The organism is Streptomyces sp. NBC_01237, assembly GCF_035917275.1.
In the GTDB taxonomy this organism is placed as follows: Bacteria; Actinomycetota; Actinomycetes; order Streptomycetales; family Streptomycetaceae; genus Streptomyces.
The window spans coordinates 3,346,092-3,362,584 of record NZ_CP108508.1; the positions used below are offsets into that span (position 1 = coordinate 3,346,092).

Consider the following 16,493-nt stretch of genomic DNA (forward strand, 5'->3'; position numbering starts at 1 on the left):
CCTCGCAGCGCCCTTCCAGGACAACGGCCGGAAGGCACGGAAGGTGCCGGGAAGCCCCAAAAGTGCTCGCATCACACGTGCCGACTGACCAGAATCCTTCCATGGAGCCGATCACTCTCACCACGGAACGTCTGCTGCTGCGCCCCTTCGGCCGCGCGGACACGGACGGGGTGTACACCGCGTGCCAGGACCCGGACATCCAGCGCTGGACGGTCATCCCCTCCCCGTACCGGCACACGGACGCGGAACTGTTCACCGGAACGCTCTCGCCGGCCGGCTGGCGGGACGACTCGATGTACAACTTCGCGCTGGTCCGCAAGGACAGCGGGCTGCTCGTCGGCGCGCTCGGCATCGACCGCCGCAGCCTGCCGGGCACGTACGAGGTGGGCTTCTGGATGGCCAGGGAGCACCGCGGTCTCGGCCACGCGACCGAGGCGGTCATCGGCTCGGCCCGCTGGGCGTTCACCTCGCTCGCGGCGGAGCGGCTGGAGTGGCGGGCCGAGGTCGGCAACGTCGCCTCGCGCGCGACCGCGCTGCGGGCCGGGTTCCGGCTGGAGGGCGCGCAGCGCTCGGCGCTCCTGAACAAGGGGGTACGGCGCGACGCCTGGATCGCCGCGCTGCTCCCGTGCGACCTGGGGCTTCCCGGCGCCCACCCCTATCTGCCCACGGACCGCTGACCGACGGGAGGCGCCGGAACCGCCGGGAAGCACGGGCCACCCGCCCGTCCGCCCGGAACCCCGGGCGGTCCCCCATGGAACATCCACCGGACCCGCACTCCCCCGTTCCCACCGGAACCGCAGACTCCGTTCTTGCCGGAACTGCGGACTCCGCTCCCACCGGAACCCCGGATCCCGCCGTGGGTGTCAGTGCCGCCCTCTAGGGTTCGACGCATGACGCCCGTGCCGCCGCCCCCCGCAGTCGAACTCTCCGCCGACCAGGCCCGCCGGATCGCGCTGCGCGCCCAGGGATTCCTCGGGGCCCCGGACCGCCGGGCCGGGGTGCCGGGCGTGCTGCGCCACCTCGGGGCCGTCCAGCTGGACACGATCTCGGTCCTGGCCCGTTCCCACGAGCTCATCCCGTACGCCCGTCTCGGAGCCGTCGGCCGACGCACGGTGGAGGAGGCGTACTGGTCGGGCGGCCGCGCCTTCGAGTACTGGTCGCACGCCGCCTGCATCCTGCCGGTCGAGGAGTGGCCGCACTTCGCGTTCCGCCGCCGCGCCTACCGCTCCCGTCCGCACTGGCACCACGACCTGCCCGACGGGGTGTACGACACGGTGATCAAGCAGCTGCGCGACGAAGGGCCGCTGACGGCGACCGAGCTGGGCGGCGCGAAGAACGGCGGCGAGTGGTGGGACTGGTCGGCGTCGAAGGTCGCGGTCGAGCGGGCGCTGATGTACGGCGAGGTGGTGTGCACCGAGCGGCGCGGCTGGAAGCGGGTCTACGACCTCGCCGAGCGGGCGATCCCGGACGCCCTGCTCCACGACGACCTGACCGATGCGGAGTGCCGTCGCCGTCTGGTCGCCCTGGCGGGCCGGTCGCTGGGCGTCGGCACCCGGGCCGACATCGCGGACTACCACCGGCTCAAGGGGGAGGAGTTCGACGCCGTGGTGGCGGACTCCGGGCTGGTGCCGGTGTCGGTGGAGGGCTGGGCGAAGCCCGCCTGGGCGGACCCGGAGGCGCTGGCATCGGAGCCGCGCGGACGGCACCGCACGACGCTGTTGTCGCCGTTCGACTCCCTGGTCTGGGAGCGGGCCCGTACGGAGCGGATCTTCGGTTTCACACACCGGCTGGAGGCGTACGTCCCCAAGCCCAAGCGCGTCCACGGCTACTTCGCGATGCCGCTGCTGGCGGGCGGGAAGCTGCAGGGCCGGGTCGACCCGGCCCGCGACGGCGACACACTGATCGCCCGGCAGGTGTCCCTGATGAGCCGCAAGGCCGTGGTGCCGATGGCCGAAGCCCTGGTGGAGGCGTCGGCATGGGTCGGCTGCACGACCGTCCGGCTGGACCGTGTCGACGCCCCGGAGCTGCGTGAACCGCTGATGGCGGAAATCGGCCAGGCGTTCTCGCGGGCATTCCGCTGACGCCGGTGGCCGGGGAGATCCCGGGACTCCCTACCTGATCTCCAGGATCTTCTCCCGCATGGCATAGACCACGGCTTCCATCCGGGAGTGCAGCTGCAACTTCTCCAGAATGTTGCGGACGTGGTTCTTCACCGTGTTCTCGGAAATGAACAGCTCCTTGGCGATATCCCGGTTGTTCATCCCAGTCGCCACGAGTTTCAGGACTTCGAGTTCCCGCTCGGTGAGCCGGGGAGCCGGGACGAGCCTGCGTTCGTCGGTGCGCTGGATCATCGACTTGAACTCGGTGAGGAGCTTGGACGCCATTGACGGGCTGATCTGGGACTGTCCGTCGGCCACCGCGCGGATCGCCGTGGCCACCTCGTCGGTGGAGATCTCCTTGAGGAGATATCCGGTGGCGCCCGCCTTGATCGCGTCGTAGAGGTCGGCCTCCTCGTCGCTGATCGTCAGCATGATGATCTTCGCGCTGGGCGCCACCTCCTTGATGGAGGTGCACGCCTCGATACCGCCGCGTTTGGGCATCCGCACATCCATCAGCACGATGTCCGGCAGCAGGTCCGCCGCCTTGTCGACGGCCTCCGCCCCGTCACCGGCCTCGCCGACGACCTGGATGTCCTCCTCGTGCGCGAGGACGATCTCAAGGCCCCTGCGGAAGAGCGCGTGGTCATCGACCACGAGGACCCTGATGGGCTCCTTGCGGGACCCGCCGCCCGTGTCCGCACCGGTATGCGCACCGGTGCCGTCGGAATCACTCGCATCGCGTACGGGCCCGAAGGTGTTCGCCATCGTTCCTCCCCCTGAAAGCCACGGCCTGAAGTCACAAACGGTCCGCCAACGGCAGTTCACGGAACACCGATTGGCCTGGGACGCCATGCTTTCATGCCCGGACGTCGGCGCGGTGATCCTGTGGTCGCACGCGGGTGCCCCTGGGGGCGCACAGACGCTCCAGGGGCACCACGGAAGGGTGGCGTCAGCCGCCGAGCGCGCCACCCGCGCCACCGGCCTCATCGGCGGCGAGCGGGTCGGTCCTCAGGTGAATGACACCGTAGTCGTAGGCGTGCCGCCGGTAGACGACACTGGGTTCCTTGCTCTCCGAGTCGACGAACAGATAGAAGTCGTGCCCGACCAGCTCCATCTCGTAGAGCGCCTGGTCGAGCGTCATCGGTGCGGCGACGTGCGTCTTCTCACGCATCACCAGCGGTCCCTCGCCCTGAACCTCGAGCGAACCGATCCTGGTGGTGGGTACGGGCGTTGCCGTCTCGTCGGCGACGAGTTCGCCGTCGCCGTTGAACGACGCGGCTCCCGGCACGACCTCGCCGACCTCGGCTGCGGACAGCCGGCCGCTGCCACGACGGCTGTTGCGCTTGTCGTGCTGCTTGCGCAGCCGCGCCTCCAGCTTGCCGGTGGCCAGGTCAAGCGCTGCGTAAGGGTCGCCCGCCGCTGCTTCCGCCCGGATGACCGGCCCCCGGGAGCGGAGCGTGATCTCCACCCGGTCGGAACGGTCGGCCTGACGGGGATTCGGCTCCTTGGACACCTCGACGTCGAGGCTGATCACCTTGCCGTCGAACTTCTGGATCTTGTCCAGCTTCAGCTTCTCGGCCACGTGCTTGCGGAACCGCTCGGGCACCTCGGTCTTGCGGCCCTTGACGACGATGTCCACGCAGAACTCCGTTCCCGGATCGCTCCGCCTCGACAGCGGAGCATCTCCCTTTTGCACCAGGCCCCGGTGTGCTCCGGGGCCTCGGACTCGGTGACTCGCGCCTCCTCCTCCCCCATCGGTGAGGTCACCGCCCCACCGACTCACGCGCTTCTGGACTATCGGTGAGTTGCCTGCCCGAAACCTGGTGGTGCATTCCTTGAGGTCTGGCATTAACCACTCCTCACAACCGAACATAGCCTGCCCACCACGATGTCGGCACCCGCTACTCGTCCGTACCTCCGGTCAGGGGCATTTACCCACTCACTACCTGCAACGATGCAAGTTTCCTATCAGTTCCGGTTTATTTCGAAGGCGAGCGGAGAAGCTGAGACAACCGCTGCATGGCGCGCCCCGGAAGACCTGTTTTCCCGCCCTGCTCCGGCCGCGGTTCCGCCTGCCGTACCGCGTGCGGACCCGACCGCCCGAGCCGCCTCGGCGAGCGAGGCCCCCGTCGTCATGAGGTCGTCCACCAGCACCACCCGGCCGCCCGCCAGAAGCCGCCCGGCACCGGCCACCACCTCCAGCGCACCCGCGAGGTTCACCTGCCGCTGCCGCGCCCCGAGCCCGGCCTGATCGGCCACCGGACGCCGCTGCCGCAGCACCGCGAGCACCCGCGCGGGTGTCCCCGTACTCCGCAGCTCCCCGGCCGCCGCCAGTGCGATCCGGCGCACCGGATCATGACCGCGCGCCCCGGTGGACCGCCGCGCCGACGGTACGGGCACCAGCAGCAGCGGACCCCCGTCGTCCAGTCGGCCCGCCCCGGCCCTCACGGCACCCGCCAGAGCCCCTCCGAGTGCCCCGGCGAGCCCCAGTGCACCTCGCTCCTTGTGGGCCAGCAGCACCGCGCGTACGGCGTTCTCGTACGGGGCGGCCGCATGCACCACGGGCAGCCCACGAGGCTCGGGCGAGGGCCGCACCCGGCACGGCCGCGCGTCGAGCAGCGCCGCCCCGCAGTCCCCGCACAGCTCGGTACGGGGCCTGCCGCAGCCACCGCAGGCCACCGGCAGGACCAAGCCGGTGATCTCCCGCCACCACTCCCGCATGAGCCCACTGTGCCCGGCTCCCGGAGACCGGACCACCCCTGTGGACAACGCCGCCGCGGGCGAGGCGGCTGTGGACGACTCAGCCGGGGTAGACGAGCGACGTGCCTCCCTTGAGCACCGTCTGCCAGTTGTCGCCGGGCGACAGCTTCACGATCCCGTCGCTCTCGGTCTCCGCCATCAGCGGAAGCAGCTCGTCGTCCGCCGCCGCGACCGCCTGAACCTGGTTCACCCCGGGCAGCACGCCCGAGGACGGAGTGGAGCCGTCCGCCTGTACGTAACGCACCTGCTGGACACCGCCGTCCTCCTTGCCGACCACCACGAGACGGCTGCGGCCCGACCAGGAGATCGCCGTCACATCCGTGAGCTGCGGTGCGGCCTGGCGCAGGTCCTCGACCGAGACCTTCGGCGCCGACGCGGGCCCATGCCGTTCGATCCGGCCGATCTTCAGTGTCGACCGCCCGTCCTTGGACAGCAGCAGAGCGATCCGGACGCCGTCCGCCGACATCCGCAGCTCCTCGATCCGCCCGCCGTCCAGGCTCGGGACCGTCACCTCCTGCGGCTTGCCCTCGCCCTTCGCCAGCCGCAGCAGCCTCCGGCTGTCGGGATCGCGGTCGGCGACCCACAGATCGCCCCGGCCGTCCCAGCTGGGCCGCGACAGCCGGTCCTCGGCCTTCTTGCCCTTGCTGGTCACCGCCGGGCCGGTCAGTTCGCCGTCCGCGACCGTGGAGGCCACGTACAGGTTCTGGTGGTTCCCCGAGACCGCGGCGGCGTGCTGCTCGTCACGGGCCACCCCGACGGCGCTCATCACCACGGCTCCGGTCCCCAGCGGGCCGGTCACCGGCTCGGGGTCACCGCTGCCCTTGGTGTTGCCGGGTATCCGCAGGACGCGTCCCCTGTCATCGATGAAGTACTGGCTGTCGGGCGCACCGGACCCGTTGTCGGAGGCGAACTCCTCCGCCTCGTCCGCGCCCAGGGAACACAGCCTGCCCCGGCCGCTCTCCAGTTCCACCTGCTCGACCCTCGCCGACGTCAGGTCCCGCAGGGTGAAGAGCACCTGCGCGGCCATCATGCGGCAGGCGCCCTGACCGGCCTTGTCGGCCTTCTGGTTGAGCGGCACCTTCAGGACGTTCTGGTCGTCGGGCGCCAGCGACGTGACGCCCTTCTGCAGCGCCGTACCGGCGGGGAAGCGGGAGTCGACCACCGGACGCAGCCAGTTCGTCGGCCCGGCCAGAAGGGTCCGGACCGTCTGGGTCGCCGTGTCCATCCGGGTGACGGGATCGGTCCGGTTCCGTACGTACACCGGGTCGGCGACCATCGTGGACTGCCCGTTCGTCCGACCGGAGGCGAAGTAGTACTTGTTCACGGACCGGTAGAGGCGCTTGAAGTCGGACTGGCCCAGCACCAGGCCGTCCGGCACGATGTCGATGCGCCACTCGCGCTTGCCGTCCGCCCCGTTCTCCCGGACGAGATGCAGCGTCTGGGAGTAGTCGGTGGGTGCGAGCGGCTGGTAGGAGCTCTGCTCGTCGACCGCCGCGACCTTCTCACCGGTCAGCCGGTAGGAGGTCTCCGTGCTCCGGCGCTCCTTGTCGTGGAGCGAAGGGCCGTTCCTGTTGGGTGCCTTGGCGAGGACCGTGGTGCCCTCGCTCGGCTTCCAGGTACGGGCCGCTTCCTCGGTCAGATACTTCCGGGTCGTCCGGAAGTCCGGATCGTCGCTGGTCATCGACTCCAGGAACCCGTCGACCACCTCGCTGGGCGCCGCGCCCTCCCGCGGGGCCACCGCGTACACCTGCACCTGGGAATCGCCCGGCTGCGACGCGTCGACGGCCTTGACGTCACCGGAGACCGGCATCGATCCGCACCCCGCCAGCACCACGATGCCGCAGCCGAGCAGCGCGGACATCCGCACCGCGCGTCCCCGGCCGCCCTGACGACGGTCACTGCCCACGAGTCGTGTCCTCCCGGTCGGGATCCTGCGCTTCGGTTTCGGCACCGCCGCCCGGACGCTCCCCGGCCGGGCGCGCCACGACGCGTGCGCCGCTGCCGGGCAGCGCGGCCGGATGGACGGAGGCCGGAGCCCGGCGTGCGGCCACGGGGGCGCGCGCCGGCGCGGGCAGCGACGGGCGTTCCGTCGAACCGGGCTGGCTCGGTACGGACACCCGCCGGTGTTCGTCTCCGGTCACCGGCGCCGCCTCCGCGCGCTCCCGGTTTTCCCGGTTGCGCCGCGAGTCCTCCGGCTCCAGCGGTATCGGCGAACCGCGCAGCGGCTCGTCCGCCGTGCGCGGCAGGGTCAGCCGGAACTGCGAGCCGCCGCCCGGCTCGCCCCATGCCTGCAGCCAGCCCCCGTGCAGCCGGGCGTCCTCGACGGCGATCGACAGCCCCAGGCCGGTACCACCGGTCGTACGGGCCCGCGCCGGATCGGCCCGCCAGAACCGGTTGAAGACCCGGGTCGCCTCGCCGGGCTTGAGCCCCACGCCGTAGTCCCGGACCGCCACGGCCACGGCGCCCTGGGCCACACCCAGCCGCACCACGACGTCCCGGCCCTCCCCGTGCTCGACGGCGTTGACGACGAGATTGCGCAGTACGCGCTCGACGCGCCGGGCGTCGGCCTCCGCGATCACCGGCTGCTCGTCACCGATGACCCTGATCCGGGTGCCCTTGCGCTCGGCGAGCGGTTCGGCACCGCCGATGACCCGGCGTACGACCGCCCGCACGTCTATCGGCTCGGCCTCCAGCGCCGCCGCGCCCGCGTCGAACCGGCTGATCTCCAGCAGGTCGGCGAGCAGTGACTCGAAGCGGTCGAGCTGGTCCCCGAGCAACTCGGCGGAGCGCGCCGTCACGGGGTCGAAGTCCGCGCGCGCCTCGTGGATGACGTCGGCGGCCATGCGCACGGTCGTCAGCGGGGTCCTCAGTTCGTGCGAGACGTCCGAGACGAACCGCCGCTGCATCCGGGAGAGCTCCTCCAGCTGCTGGATCTTCAGCTGGAGGTTCTGCGCCATCTTGTTGAAGGCCTCACCGAGCCGGGCGATGTCGTCCTCGCCGGTGACCTTCATCCGTTCCTGGAGACGGCCGGCGGAGAGCCGCTCGACGATCCCGGCCGCCATCCGTACCGGTGTGACGACCTGCCGCACCACGAACCAGGCGATGGCTCCGAGCAGCACGACCACGAACAGTCCCGCGGTCGCCAGGGTCGTCTTGACCAGCGTCAGCGACTTCTCCTCCTGCGCCAGCGGGAAGAGGTAGTACAGCTCGTACGGATGGTGGTCGACGTCGTAGAGCCGCTTGCCGACGACGAGTCCGGGCTGCGGGTCCTTCTCGTACGAATAGCGGATCTCGGAGTACGTCTGGAACGCGCCGGGCCCCTCGTCCACCGCCTTGCGCAGGCGCTCCGGCACGCTGGACGCCTCCACGCTGCCCGAACCGCGCGGCGCACGGCTGGTCGCACCCTCGGTCACGGAGTCCGCGCTGAGGGCCACCACGTTGAAGGCGTTCTTGCCGCCACTGGCGAGCTGGTCGACGAGCTCGGTGCGCCAGGAGGTGTTGGCGGTCATGCCGTCGGCGCCGTCGTCGCCCTGCCCGCCCGGGGTCAGGGGTGCGTTCGCCTTCTCCTGGGCCGCGGCGAAACCACCGGCGGCCTGGGTCTGGGCGGCCTTGGCCTTCGCGTCGAGCAGCCCGTTGCGCACCTGCCCGATCACGACGAAGCCGAGCAGCAGCACCACCCCGAGGGACATCAGCAAGGTGCCCGCGACCACGCGGAACTGGAGGTTGCGCCGCCACAGCCGCACGGCGGGCAGCAGCGGACGCCGCATCCACCGCATCAGCAGCCGGGGGACGGGCCCGCCGGGCGCCCGGTCCTTGAACAACCGGGCGCCCCGCGGGAAACGGCCCGACCAGGAGCTCTTCCGTCCCGGACCGGCAGCCCGCCCCGCACGGACTCCCGGCTCCCCGGGCTTCGGAGCAGCGCTGCCTCGGGTCATGTCAGCTCGGTCCGGCCTTGTAGCCGACGCCTCGGACGGTCACGACGATCTCCGGCCGCTCCGGGTCCTTCTCGACCTTGGAACGGAGACGCTGGACATGCACATTCACCAGACGGGTGTCGGCGGCGTGACGGTAACCCCAGACCTGCTCCAGCAGGACCTCACGGGTGAAGACCTGCCACGGCTTACGGGCGAGGGCGACCAGCAGGTCGAACTCCAGCGGGGTGAGGGCGATGGACTGCCCTTCCCGCTTCACCGAGTGACCGGCCACGTCGATGACCAGGTCACCGATGGTCAGCTGTTCCGGCGCGGGCTCTTCGGAACGCCGCAGACGTGCCCTGATCCGGGCAACCAACTCCTTCGGTTTGAACGGCTTGACGATGTAGTCGTCGGCCCCGGATTCCAGGCCCACCACCACATCGACGGTGTCGCTCTTGGCAGTGAGCATGACGATCGGCACACCGGACTCGGCCCTGATCAGCCTGCAGACCTCGATGCCGTCCCGTCCGGGCAGCATGAGATCCAGCAGAACCAGGTCCGGTTTGGCCTCACGAAATGCAGCAAGTGCCTTGTCGCCGTCCGCTACGAACGACGGCTCGAAACCTTCTCCACGCAGCACAATCCCGAGCATCTCGGCCAGTGCGGTGTCGTCGTCGACGACAAGGACGCGTCCCTTCATAATCGACATCATCCCATTAGCTAATCGTTACCTGCGATGACCTGGCACACAGCTCTGCCAGTCCGACCCCCGTGACCGGGGAAATTACGCCCTCCTCCGTGACGATCGCCGTGATCAATTCCGGCGGCGTGATGTCGAATGCCGGGTTGTACGCCACGGTTCCCAGGGGTGCCAGGACCACGCCACCCCCTCCCCCGTCGACCGACACGGTCCGGGACGATGTGACCTCCGTCACTTCCCTCCCGGAACGCTGCTCGACGATGATCGATGTGCCGTCCACGGTGTCCATATCCACGGTCGTGGTCGGAGCCACCACGATGAACGGCACATGGTGATACTTCGCGAGCACCGCCAGCGGATAGCTCCCCACCTTGTTGGCCACCGATCCGTCGGCCGCGATGCGGTCCGCCCCGATGAGTACGGCATCCACCTCCCCCGCGGCAAACAGCGAACCCGCCGCGTTGTCCGTAAGCAAGCTGTACGCCATCCCGTGACGCGCCGCCTCGTACGCGGTAAGCCTGGCCCCCTGGAGCAGCGGGCGCGTCTCGTCCACCCAGAGCCGCCTCAGCCGGCCCTCCCGATGAGCACTCAACGCCACCGCGAACGCCGTCCCCTCACCCCCGGAGACGAGCGCCCCGGTGTTGCAATGGGTCAGCAGCCGATGCGCCCCACCCGGAAGAAGCTCTCCCAGGAGTGCCAGACCGTACCGCGCCATACGCCCGCTCGCCTCGGCGTCCTCGCGGTGCAGAGCCCGCGCCTCGGCGAGCGCCGCCGCGGCCGCCCCCTGCGGACCGGCCCCCTTCTCGACGGCCGCCCAGTAGGCCCCGGCCGTACGCCGCACCCCGTAGCCGAGGTTCACAGCGGTGGGCCGCGCCCGCTCCAGCATCTCCGCGGCCTCCGCCACGTCGTAGCCCCGCACGGCGGCCAGCGCCACCCCGTAGCCCCCGGCGATCCCCAGGAGCGGCGCCCCTCGCACCGCCAGAGTCCGAATCGCCCGGACCAACGCGGGCACATCGGTGCACACCAGCTCGACTTCCTCGGCAGGCAGCCGCGTCTGGTCGAGAAGCACCAGAACAGCACCTTCCGGAGGCTCGTCCCAGCGGAGTACGGGAAGCGCGGGAGGCTCGATGCCCACCGGCGATTGCGCGTCCTGATCAGCCATCTGCCCAGTCTGCCCGGTGAGCCGCCCACAAATGAAGGCACGAAGGAGATACAGCGCCTGGTCCGCACGGGAGCCACGCGTGGCACGATGGCTGCCAACCTGCCGCACCGATGAGCGGACAGGACGGTGAAGGAGCCAGAATGAACGACTCTCCGGGCTGGGCGTCGCCCGGATCTGCCCCCTCCGACGGTCAGGAGACGGGTATCCCCCGGCCCTCCCCGCCCGTGGACGGAAGCGGCCCAGCAGGGCAGTGGTCCCCCGCGCAGCCGCCCCCCGGGCAGTGGTCCCCACCGAGCGGCTCGGGCAACGGCCCCGGCGCACCACCGCCCGCCCCCGGCTGGGGCGGCAGGCCACCGGGATCCGCGTGGGGCGGAGCGCCCGTCGCGGCGAAGCCCGGCGTCATCCCGCTCCGTCCGCTGAGCGTCGGAGAGATCCTCGACGGCGCCATGTCCACGATGCGCATCCACTGGCGCGCCGTCCTGGGCATCAGCCTCACCGTCTCCGTGGTCGCCCAGATCGCGGTCATCCTGATCCAGCGCTACCTCCTCCCCGAACCGGCGTCCGTCGACCCGAACGCCACCGGCGCCGAGGCCCTCCGTCAGGCCACCGACTCCGCGCAGTCCACCCTGATAGCCAGCGCGCCGACCACCCTCATCACGCTGATCGCCACGCTCTTCACCACGTCGGTACTCACCGTGGTGATCAGCCGCTCCGTGCTCGGCCGCCCGGTGACCCTCTCCGACGCCTGGTCCGAAGCGCGCCCGCGGGTCCTGCGGCTCCTCGGCCTCACCGTGCTGCTCGCCCTGATGAGCGCCGGGATCATGGCGGTGGGACTTCTCCCCGGCCTGCTTCTGGGCTCCGGCGCGGGAGCGGCACTCGCCTTCCTCGGCTTCGCCGCCGCATGCGTCGTGGTCCTCTGGCTGATGGTCCGCTTCACACTCGCCGCACCGGCCCTGATGCTGGAGCGTCAGACCATCCCCACCGCCCTGCGCCGGTCCGCGAAACTGGTCCGTGGCGCCTGGTGGCGCACCTTCGGCATCCTGGTACTGACCTCCCTGTTCACCGTCATCCTGGCCATGGTCATCGGCATCCCGTTCGGCATCGCCGCGCTCGCCGCCGACGGAACCGGAATCGATGACCTCCTCAACAACAGCTCCGCCGGTTTCGGCTGGCCGTTCCTCATCGTCTCGGGCGTCGGCGACGTGATCGTCTCGACACTCACGTACCCCTTCACCGCCGGCGTGATGGCCCTCCTCTACGTGGACCAGCGCATCCGCCGGGAGGCACTCGACCTCGACCTCGCACGGGCCGCGGGCCTGCCCGGCTACGACACCGACCCCTCCAGGGGCTGATGCTGTGTCGGGGGCGGGGGGCACCACGGCGAGGCAGCACGTCATCCGGGCGGACGACATACCCGTGGACACTCCACGAATACCGGCCCGTGAAGCGGCGGAGCACGAGCTGTCCGAGCCGATGTACCACGAGAACGATCCGAACCTGCTCCAGCGCGGCATCGACCGCTTCTGGGACTGGGTCGGCGGCCTCTTCGACGCCGCTGCCGACAGCGCACCCGGCGGCCCCGTCGGGCTCGCCGTACTCCTCCTGACCGTCCTCGGCCTGGCCGTCGCCCTGTGGTGGCGGCTGGGCACCCCGCAACGCTCCGCCCCTCCCGCCGACGCCCTCTTCGACGGCGTCGGCACACACAGCGCGGCCCAGCACCGCACCGCCGCCGAGACACACGCGGCAGCCCTCCGCTGGACCGAAGCCGTCCAGGAACGCATGCGTGCCATCGTCCGGTCCCTGGAAGAGCGCGCCCTGCTCGACCCCCGCCCCGGCCGCACCGCGGACGAGGCCGCCGCCGAAGCGGGCCGTCCCCTGCCCGAACACGCCACCCGCCTGCGGGCCGCCGCCCGGGAGTTCGACGACGTCACATACGGCGGCCGCACCGGGGACCAGCAGGCATACCTGACGCTGCGCACCCTCGATCTCGAACTCGACGACGCCAGACCCCTGCTGCCCGGCACCGCGCGAGGAGCCACCGGATGACCGCGGCCACCACCGCCTCCCCCACCTCGGCGTCCCCCACCCCGCGCCAGGTCTGGAACCGCGCCCGAGGGGTGCTGCTCGGCGTCCTCATCCTCGTCGTCGCCGGAATCACCCTCGCCGCCGTACGCTCCGGCGACCAGCACGGCCGGCTCGACCCCCGCTCCGCCGATCCGTCCGGCAGCCGTGCCGCCGCCGAACTCCTCAAGGACCGCGGTATATCCGTCACCGTCGCGACCACCCTCGACGAAGCCACCACCGCGGCAGGCCCCGACACCACGCTCCTGGTCGTCCGCCCCAATCTGCTGACGCCCCCGCAGCAACGCCGCCTCCACGCCGCGACGTCGGCCTCCGCCGGCCGCACCGTTCTGATCGCCCCCGGCCGGCCCTCCATGACCGAACTGGCCCCCGGCGTACACGCCGAGCCCTCTCGCGAGGTGACCGGACGAGCACCGGCGTGCGCGCTCCCGGCCGCCCGCACCGCCGGCACCGTGGACATGGGTGGCATCCGCTACACGGCGGACGGCCTCGACGCCATCGCCTGCTACCCGAGCGGCGGCCTCCCCAGCCTCCTCGTCCTTGAGGAACCCCGCGACGGCGACACCGTCCTCCTCGGCTCCCCCGACTTCCTCCACAACGAGCGTCTCGCCCAACAGGGCAACGCCTCGCTCGCCCTGCAACTTCTCGGTTCCCGCCCGCATCTTGTCTGGTACCTCCCCTCTCTGGCCGACCCCTCCGCCACCGAGGACGACGGACAGTCCGGCAGCGGCAACGGGACCGAGGACGGCGACACCGGGAGCGGGAGCGAGAGCGAGAGCAGTTTCCTCGACCTGATCCCCTCCGGCTGGAGCTGGGGAGCTCTCCAACTCACCCTCGCCGCCGTACTCGCCGCCCTCTGGCGAGCCCGCCGCCTCGGCCCCCTGGTCACCGAACGCCTCCCCGTGGCCATTCGCGCCTCCGAGTCCGCCGAAGGCCGTGCCCGCCTCTACCGCAAGGCCAACGCCCGGGACCGAGCAGCCGTCTCACTCCGATACGGGGCCCGCTGCCGCATCGCCCCCTTCATCGGGGTGTCCGCCCACGATGCGCACACCCCAGCCGTTCTGCTCCCCGCTCTCTCCGCCCGCCTCACCACCGCGGGCGACGACCGCAACACCCTGCTCTTCGGCCCGGTTCCCACCGATGACGCCGCACTCGTCCTCCTCACCGACCAACTAGACGCCCTCGAAAGAGAGGTACGCACTTCATGAGCGCCCCGACCCCAGAGTCCGCCAGGCCCACCGAGACCGCGGAGACTCCCAAGGCCCCCGCGCTCTCCGACGACGCCCGCGCATCCCTGGAAGCCCTGCGCTCCGAGATCGCCAAGGCCGTGGTCGGACAGGACCCGGCCGTCACCGGGCTCGTCGTCGCGCTGCTCTGCCGGGGCCACGTCCTCCTCGAAGGCGTCCCCGGTGTGGCGAAGACCCTCCTGGTCCGCGCCCTGGCCGCCTCTCTCGAACTCGACACCAAGCGTGTGCAGTTCACCCCCGACCTGATGCCGAGCGACGTCACGGGCTCTCTGGTCTACGACGCCCGCACAGCAGAGTTCTCCTTCCAGCCCGGTCCGGTCTTCACCAATCTCCTGCTCGCCGACGAAATCAACCGCACCCCTCCCAAGACCCAGGCCTCCCTCCTGGAAGCCATGGAGGAACGTCAGGTCACCGTCGACGGCACGCCCCGCCCACTGCCCGACCCGTTCCTGGTCGCCGCCACACAGAACCCGGTCGAGTACGAGGGCACGTATCCGCTCCCCGAGGCCCAACTCGACCGCTTCCTGCTCAAGCTGACCGTGCCTCTGCCGTCGAGAGGGGACGAGATCAATGTCCTCACCCGCCACGCCGACGGCTTCAACCCGAGTGACCTGAAGTCAGCGGGCATACGCTCCGTCGCAGGCCCCGCCGACCTGGAAGCCGCCCGCTCGGCCGTCTCCAGGACCACGATCTCCCCGGAGATCGTCGGCTATGTCGTAGATATCTGTCGTGCCACGCGTGAATCCCCCTCACTCGCCCTTGGCGTCTCCCCCCGAGGCGCCACCGCACTGCTGTCCACCGCTCGGGCCTGGGCCTGGCTGACCGGACGGGACTACGTCATCCCGGACGATGTGAAGGCCCTGGCTCTCCCCACGCTCCGTCATCGCATTCACCTGCGGCCCGAAGCGGAGATGGAGGGGGTCACCCCCGACTCCGTCATCACCTCGGTACTCGCCCACGTCCCCGTACCCCGATGAGGCGATGACCATGGCCCTCACCGGTCGAACCGCGCTGCTGGCCGCACTGGGATCACTCCCTGTAGGCATCCTGGCCCCCAGCTGGACAGGGATGCTCGCGGTCAACGCACCGCTGTCTCTAGCAATTCTGTGCGACTACGCCCTGGCAGCGCCAGTGCGAACGCTTCGATTCACCCGATCCGGTGACACATCTGTTCGACTCGGTGACGCCGCGGACGTGCAACTCACCGTAACCAACACCTCCCGTCGGCGCCTGCGAGCCCAGCTCCGTGACGCCTGGCCGCCCAGCAGCTGGCCCACGGACACCGAACCGTCGGCGTCCCGCCACACGTTCACGGTCCCCGCCGGTGAACAACGCCGTCTCAGCACCTTCCTCCGCCCGACCCGACGCGGTGACCGCAGGGCGGAGCGCGTCACGGTCCGCTCGTACGGTCCGCTGGGTCTCGCGGCACGTCAGGGCTACCACGAGGTTCCCTGGACGGTCCGTGTGCTGCCTCCCTTCACCAGCCGCAAGCACCTGCCGTCCCGGCTCGCCCGGCTGCGCGAACTCGACGGCCGCACCAGCGTCCTCACGCGCGGCGAAGGCACGGAGTTCGACAGCCTCAGGGCCTATGTGCCGGGCGACGACACTCGTTCCATCGACTGGCGGGCCACGGCACGCCAGTCCGCCGTCGCGGTTCGTACATGGCGCCCCGAGCGGGACCGCCACATCCTCATCGTCCTCGACACGGGCCGGACATCGGCGGGCCGGGTCGGGGACATCCCTCGCCTCGATGCCGCGATGGACGCGACCCTGCTTCTCACCGCTCTCGCCACCCGCGCGGGCGATCGTGTGAACGTGCTCGCCTACGACCGCCGCGTCCGCGCCCGGGTCCAAGGCCGCACGAACACGGGCGATGTCCTCGCCTCGGTGGTCAACGCCCTGGCTCCCCTGGAACCGGAACTCGTCGAGACGGACGCCCGTGGCCTCAGCAATGCCGCCCTGGCCGCCGCTCCCCAGCGCTCCCTGATCGTCATCCTCACGACTCTCGACGCCGCCCCCATCGAAGAGGGGCTCCTACCGGTGCTTCCTCAACTCACCCGGCGCCACACCGTTCTGGTGGCCGCGGTCGCCGACCCACGCATCGAGACCATGGCTCAGGCCCGGGGCACAGTGGACGCGGTGTACGAAGCCGCTGCCGGCGCACAGGCGCAGGCCGAGAGGCATCGCACGGCGGACCAGCTCCGACGCCACGGCGTCACCGTCGTCGATGCCACTCCCGAAACCCTCGCCCCCGCGCTGGCCGACGCCTACCTGACGCTCAAGGCAGCCGGCCGGCTCTGACCACGGCAAGGAAATAGCCCACCAGCACAGAAAGGTGCTCACCCGTACGGGTGGGGAACGCAGAAAAGCCCCGTGCCTTGTGGCACGGGGCTTTCCCGGAAAAATTGTTCGGCGGCGTCCTACTCTCCCACAGGGTCCCCCCTGCAGTACCATCGGCGCTGAAAGGCTTAGCTTCCGGGTTCGGAATGTAACCGGGCGTTTCCCTAACGCAATGACCACCGAAACACT

Annotated in this window: 14 protein-coding genes and 1 rRNA gene; 7 read left to right on the forward strand and 8 right to left on the reverse strand. The window is 70.7% G+C overall.

What is annotated here, in order from left to right; translation table 11 throughout:
* Positions 1–101: 101 nt before the first annotated feature.
* Together OG251_RS14685 and OG251_RS14690 are read left to right on the forward strand one after the other, a co-directional pair.
* Positions 102–677 (forward strand): GNAT family N-acetyltransferase, encoded by a 576-nt coding sequence (locus OG251_RS14685; protein WP_326677599.1) that lies wholly within the window; start codon positions 102–104, stop codon positions 675–677.
* A gap of 213 nt (positions 678–890) precedes the next feature.
* Positions 891–2,081: a winged helix-turn-helix domain-containing protein gene (locus OG251_RS14690; protein WP_326677600.1), complete on the forward strand. Its 1,191-nt coding sequence runs from the start codon at positions 891–893 to the stop codon at positions 2,079–2,081.
* Between the two features lie 30 nt (positions 2,082–2,111).
* Here the strand turns inward: OG251_RS14690 and OG251_RS14695 are convergent, their stop codons facing one another.
* From OG251_RS14695 to mtnA, 7 genes are all read right to left on the reverse strand, one after another.
* Positions 2,112–2,864 (reverse strand): response regulator transcription factor, encoded by a 753-nt coding sequence (locus tag OG251_RS14695; RefSeq protein WP_326677601.1) that lies wholly within the window; start codon positions 2,862–2,864, stop codon positions 2,112–2,114.
* Positions 2,865–3,048: 184 nt separating this feature from the next.
* On the reverse strand, positions 3,049–3,738 hold the full coding sequence (hpf, locus tag OG251_RS14700; protein WP_073723875.1) for a ribosome hibernation-promoting factor, HPF/YfiA family: 690 nt from the start codon (positions 3,736–3,738) through the stop codon (positions 3,049–3,051).
* Between the two features lie 329 nt (positions 3,739–4,067).
* A complete protein-coding gene (locus OG251_RS14705; RefSeq protein WP_326677602.1) occupies positions 4,068–4,820 on the reverse strand; it encodes a ComF family protein in 753 nt (250 codons plus the stop codon).
* 79 nt (positions 4,821–4,899) lie between these two features.
* Positions 4,900–6,720 (reverse strand): LpqB family beta-propeller domain-containing protein, encoded by a 1,821-nt coding sequence (locus tag OG251_RS14710; protein ID WP_326681264.1) that lies wholly within the window; start codon positions 6,718–6,720, stop codon positions 4,900–4,902.
* 34 nt (positions 6,721–6,754) lie between these two features.
* On the reverse strand, positions 6,755–8,794 hold the full coding sequence (mtrB, locus tag OG251_RS14715; RefSeq protein WP_326677603.1) for an MtrAB system histidine kinase MtrB: 2,040 nt from the start codon (positions 8,792–8,794) through the stop codon (positions 6,755–6,757).
* A gap of 1 nt (position 8,795) precedes the next feature.
* Positions 8,796–9,485 (reverse strand): two-component system response regulator MtrA, encoded by a 690-nt coding sequence (mtrA, locus tag OG251_RS14720; protein WP_007448372.1) that lies wholly within the window; start codon positions 9,483–9,485, stop codon positions 8,796–8,798.
* A gap of 4 nt (positions 9,486–9,489) precedes the next feature.
* Positions 9,490–10,635 (reverse strand): S-methyl-5-thioribose-1-phosphate isomerase, encoded by a 1,146-nt coding sequence (gene mtnA / locus OG251_RS14725; protein WP_326677604.1) that lies wholly within the window; start codon positions 10,633–10,635, stop codon positions 9,490–9,492.
* Between the two features lie 140 nt (positions 10,636–10,775).
* On the opposite strand from mtnA, the gene OG251_RS14730 reads away from it, so the two are divergent.
* The 5 genes from OG251_RS14730 to OG251_RS14750 are packed head-to-tail and all read left to right on the forward strand — an operon-like array spanning position 10,776 to position 16,265.
* A complete protein-coding gene (locus tag OG251_RS14730; RefSeq protein ID WP_326677605.1) occupies positions 10,776–11,987 on the forward strand; it encodes a glycerophosphoryl diester phosphodiesterase membrane domain-containing protein in 1,212 nt (403 codons plus the stop codon).
* Between the two features lie 4 nt (positions 11,988–11,991).
* Positions 11,992–12,681 (forward strand): DUF4129 domain-containing protein, encoded by a 690-nt coding sequence (locus OG251_RS14735; RefSeq protein WP_326677606.1) that lies wholly within the window; start codon positions 11,992–11,994, stop codon positions 12,679–12,681.
* Positions 12,678–13,925: a DUF4350 domain-containing protein gene (locus OG251_RS14740; RefSeq protein ID WP_326677607.1), complete on the forward strand. Its 1,248-nt coding sequence runs from the start codon at positions 12,678–12,680 to the stop codon at positions 13,923–13,925. Before OG251_RS14735 ends, OG251_RS14740 begins: the two co-directional genes overlap by 4 nt.
* Positions 13,922–14,941 (forward strand): AAA family ATPase, encoded by a 1,020-nt coding sequence (locus OG251_RS14745; RefSeq protein WP_326677608.1) that lies wholly within the window; start codon positions 13,922–13,924, stop codon positions 14,939–14,941. Before OG251_RS14740 ends, OG251_RS14745 begins: the two co-directional genes overlap by 4 nt.
* Positions 14,942–14,951: 10 nt before the next feature.
* Positions 14,952–16,265, forward strand: a complete 1,314-nt coding sequence (locus OG251_RS14750) for a DUF58 domain-containing protein (RefSeq protein ID WP_326681265.1) — start codon at positions 14,952–14,954, stop codon at positions 16,263–16,265.
* 106 nt (positions 16,266–16,371) lie between these two features.
* Here OG251_RS14750 and rrf read toward each other — a convergent pair.
* A 5S ribosomal RNA gene (gene rrf, locus OG251_RS14755) occupies positions 16,372–16,488 on the reverse strand.
* Between the last annotated feature and the right edge of the window lie 5 nt (positions 16,489–16,493).

Excerpts from the sequence above, each read along its gene's own strand:
- OG251_RS14750 (WP_326681265.1), top strand. The coding sequence starts at position 14,952 with ATGGCCCTCACCGGTCGAACCGCGCTGCTGGCCGCACTGGGATCACTC.
- mtnA (WP_326677604.1), bottom strand. The coding sequence starts at position 10,635 with ATGGCTGATCAGGACGCGCAATCGCCGGTGGGCATCGAGCCTCCCGCG.
- OG251_RS14685 (WP_326677599.1), top strand. The coding sequence starts at position 102 with ATGGAGCCGATCACTCTCACCACGGAACGTCTGCTGCTGCGCCCCTTC.
- OG251_RS14690 (WP_326677600.1), top strand. The coding sequence starts at position 891 with ATGACGCCCGTGCCGCCGCCCCCCGCAGTCGAACTCTCCGCCGACCAG.
- OG251_RS14705 (WP_326677602.1), bottom strand. The coding sequence starts at position 4,820 with ATGCGGGAGTGGTGGCGGGAGATCACCGGCTTGGTCCTGCCGGTGGCC.
- OG251_RS14740 (WP_326677607.1), top strand. The coding sequence starts at position 12,678 with ATGACCGCGGCCACCACCGCCTCCCCCACCTCGGCGTCCCCCACCCCG.
- OG251_RS14695 (WP_326677601.1), bottom strand. The coding sequence starts at position 2,864 with ATGGCGAACACCTTCGGGCCCGTACGCGATGCGAGTGATTCCGACGGC.
- OG251_RS14745 (WP_326677608.1), top strand. The coding sequence starts at position 13,922 with ATGAGCGCCCCGACCCCAGAGTCCGCCAGGCCCACCGAGACCGCGGAG.
- mtrA (WP_007448372.1), bottom strand. The coding sequence starts at position 9,485 with ATGATGTCGATTATGAAGGGACGCGTCCTTGTCGTCGACGACGACACC.
- OG251_RS14710 (WP_326681264.1), bottom strand. The coding sequence starts at position 6,720 with ATGTCCGCGCTGCTCGGCTGCGGCATCGTGGTGCTGGCGGGGTGCGGA.
- OG251_RS14730 (WP_326677605.1), top strand. The coding sequence starts at position 10,776 with ATGAACGACTCTCCGGGCTGGGCGTCGCCCGGATCTGCCCCCTCCGAC.
- mtrB (WP_326677603.1), bottom strand. The coding sequence starts at position 8,794 with ATGACCCGAGGCAGCGCTGCTCCGAAGCCCGGGGAGCCGGGAGTCCGT.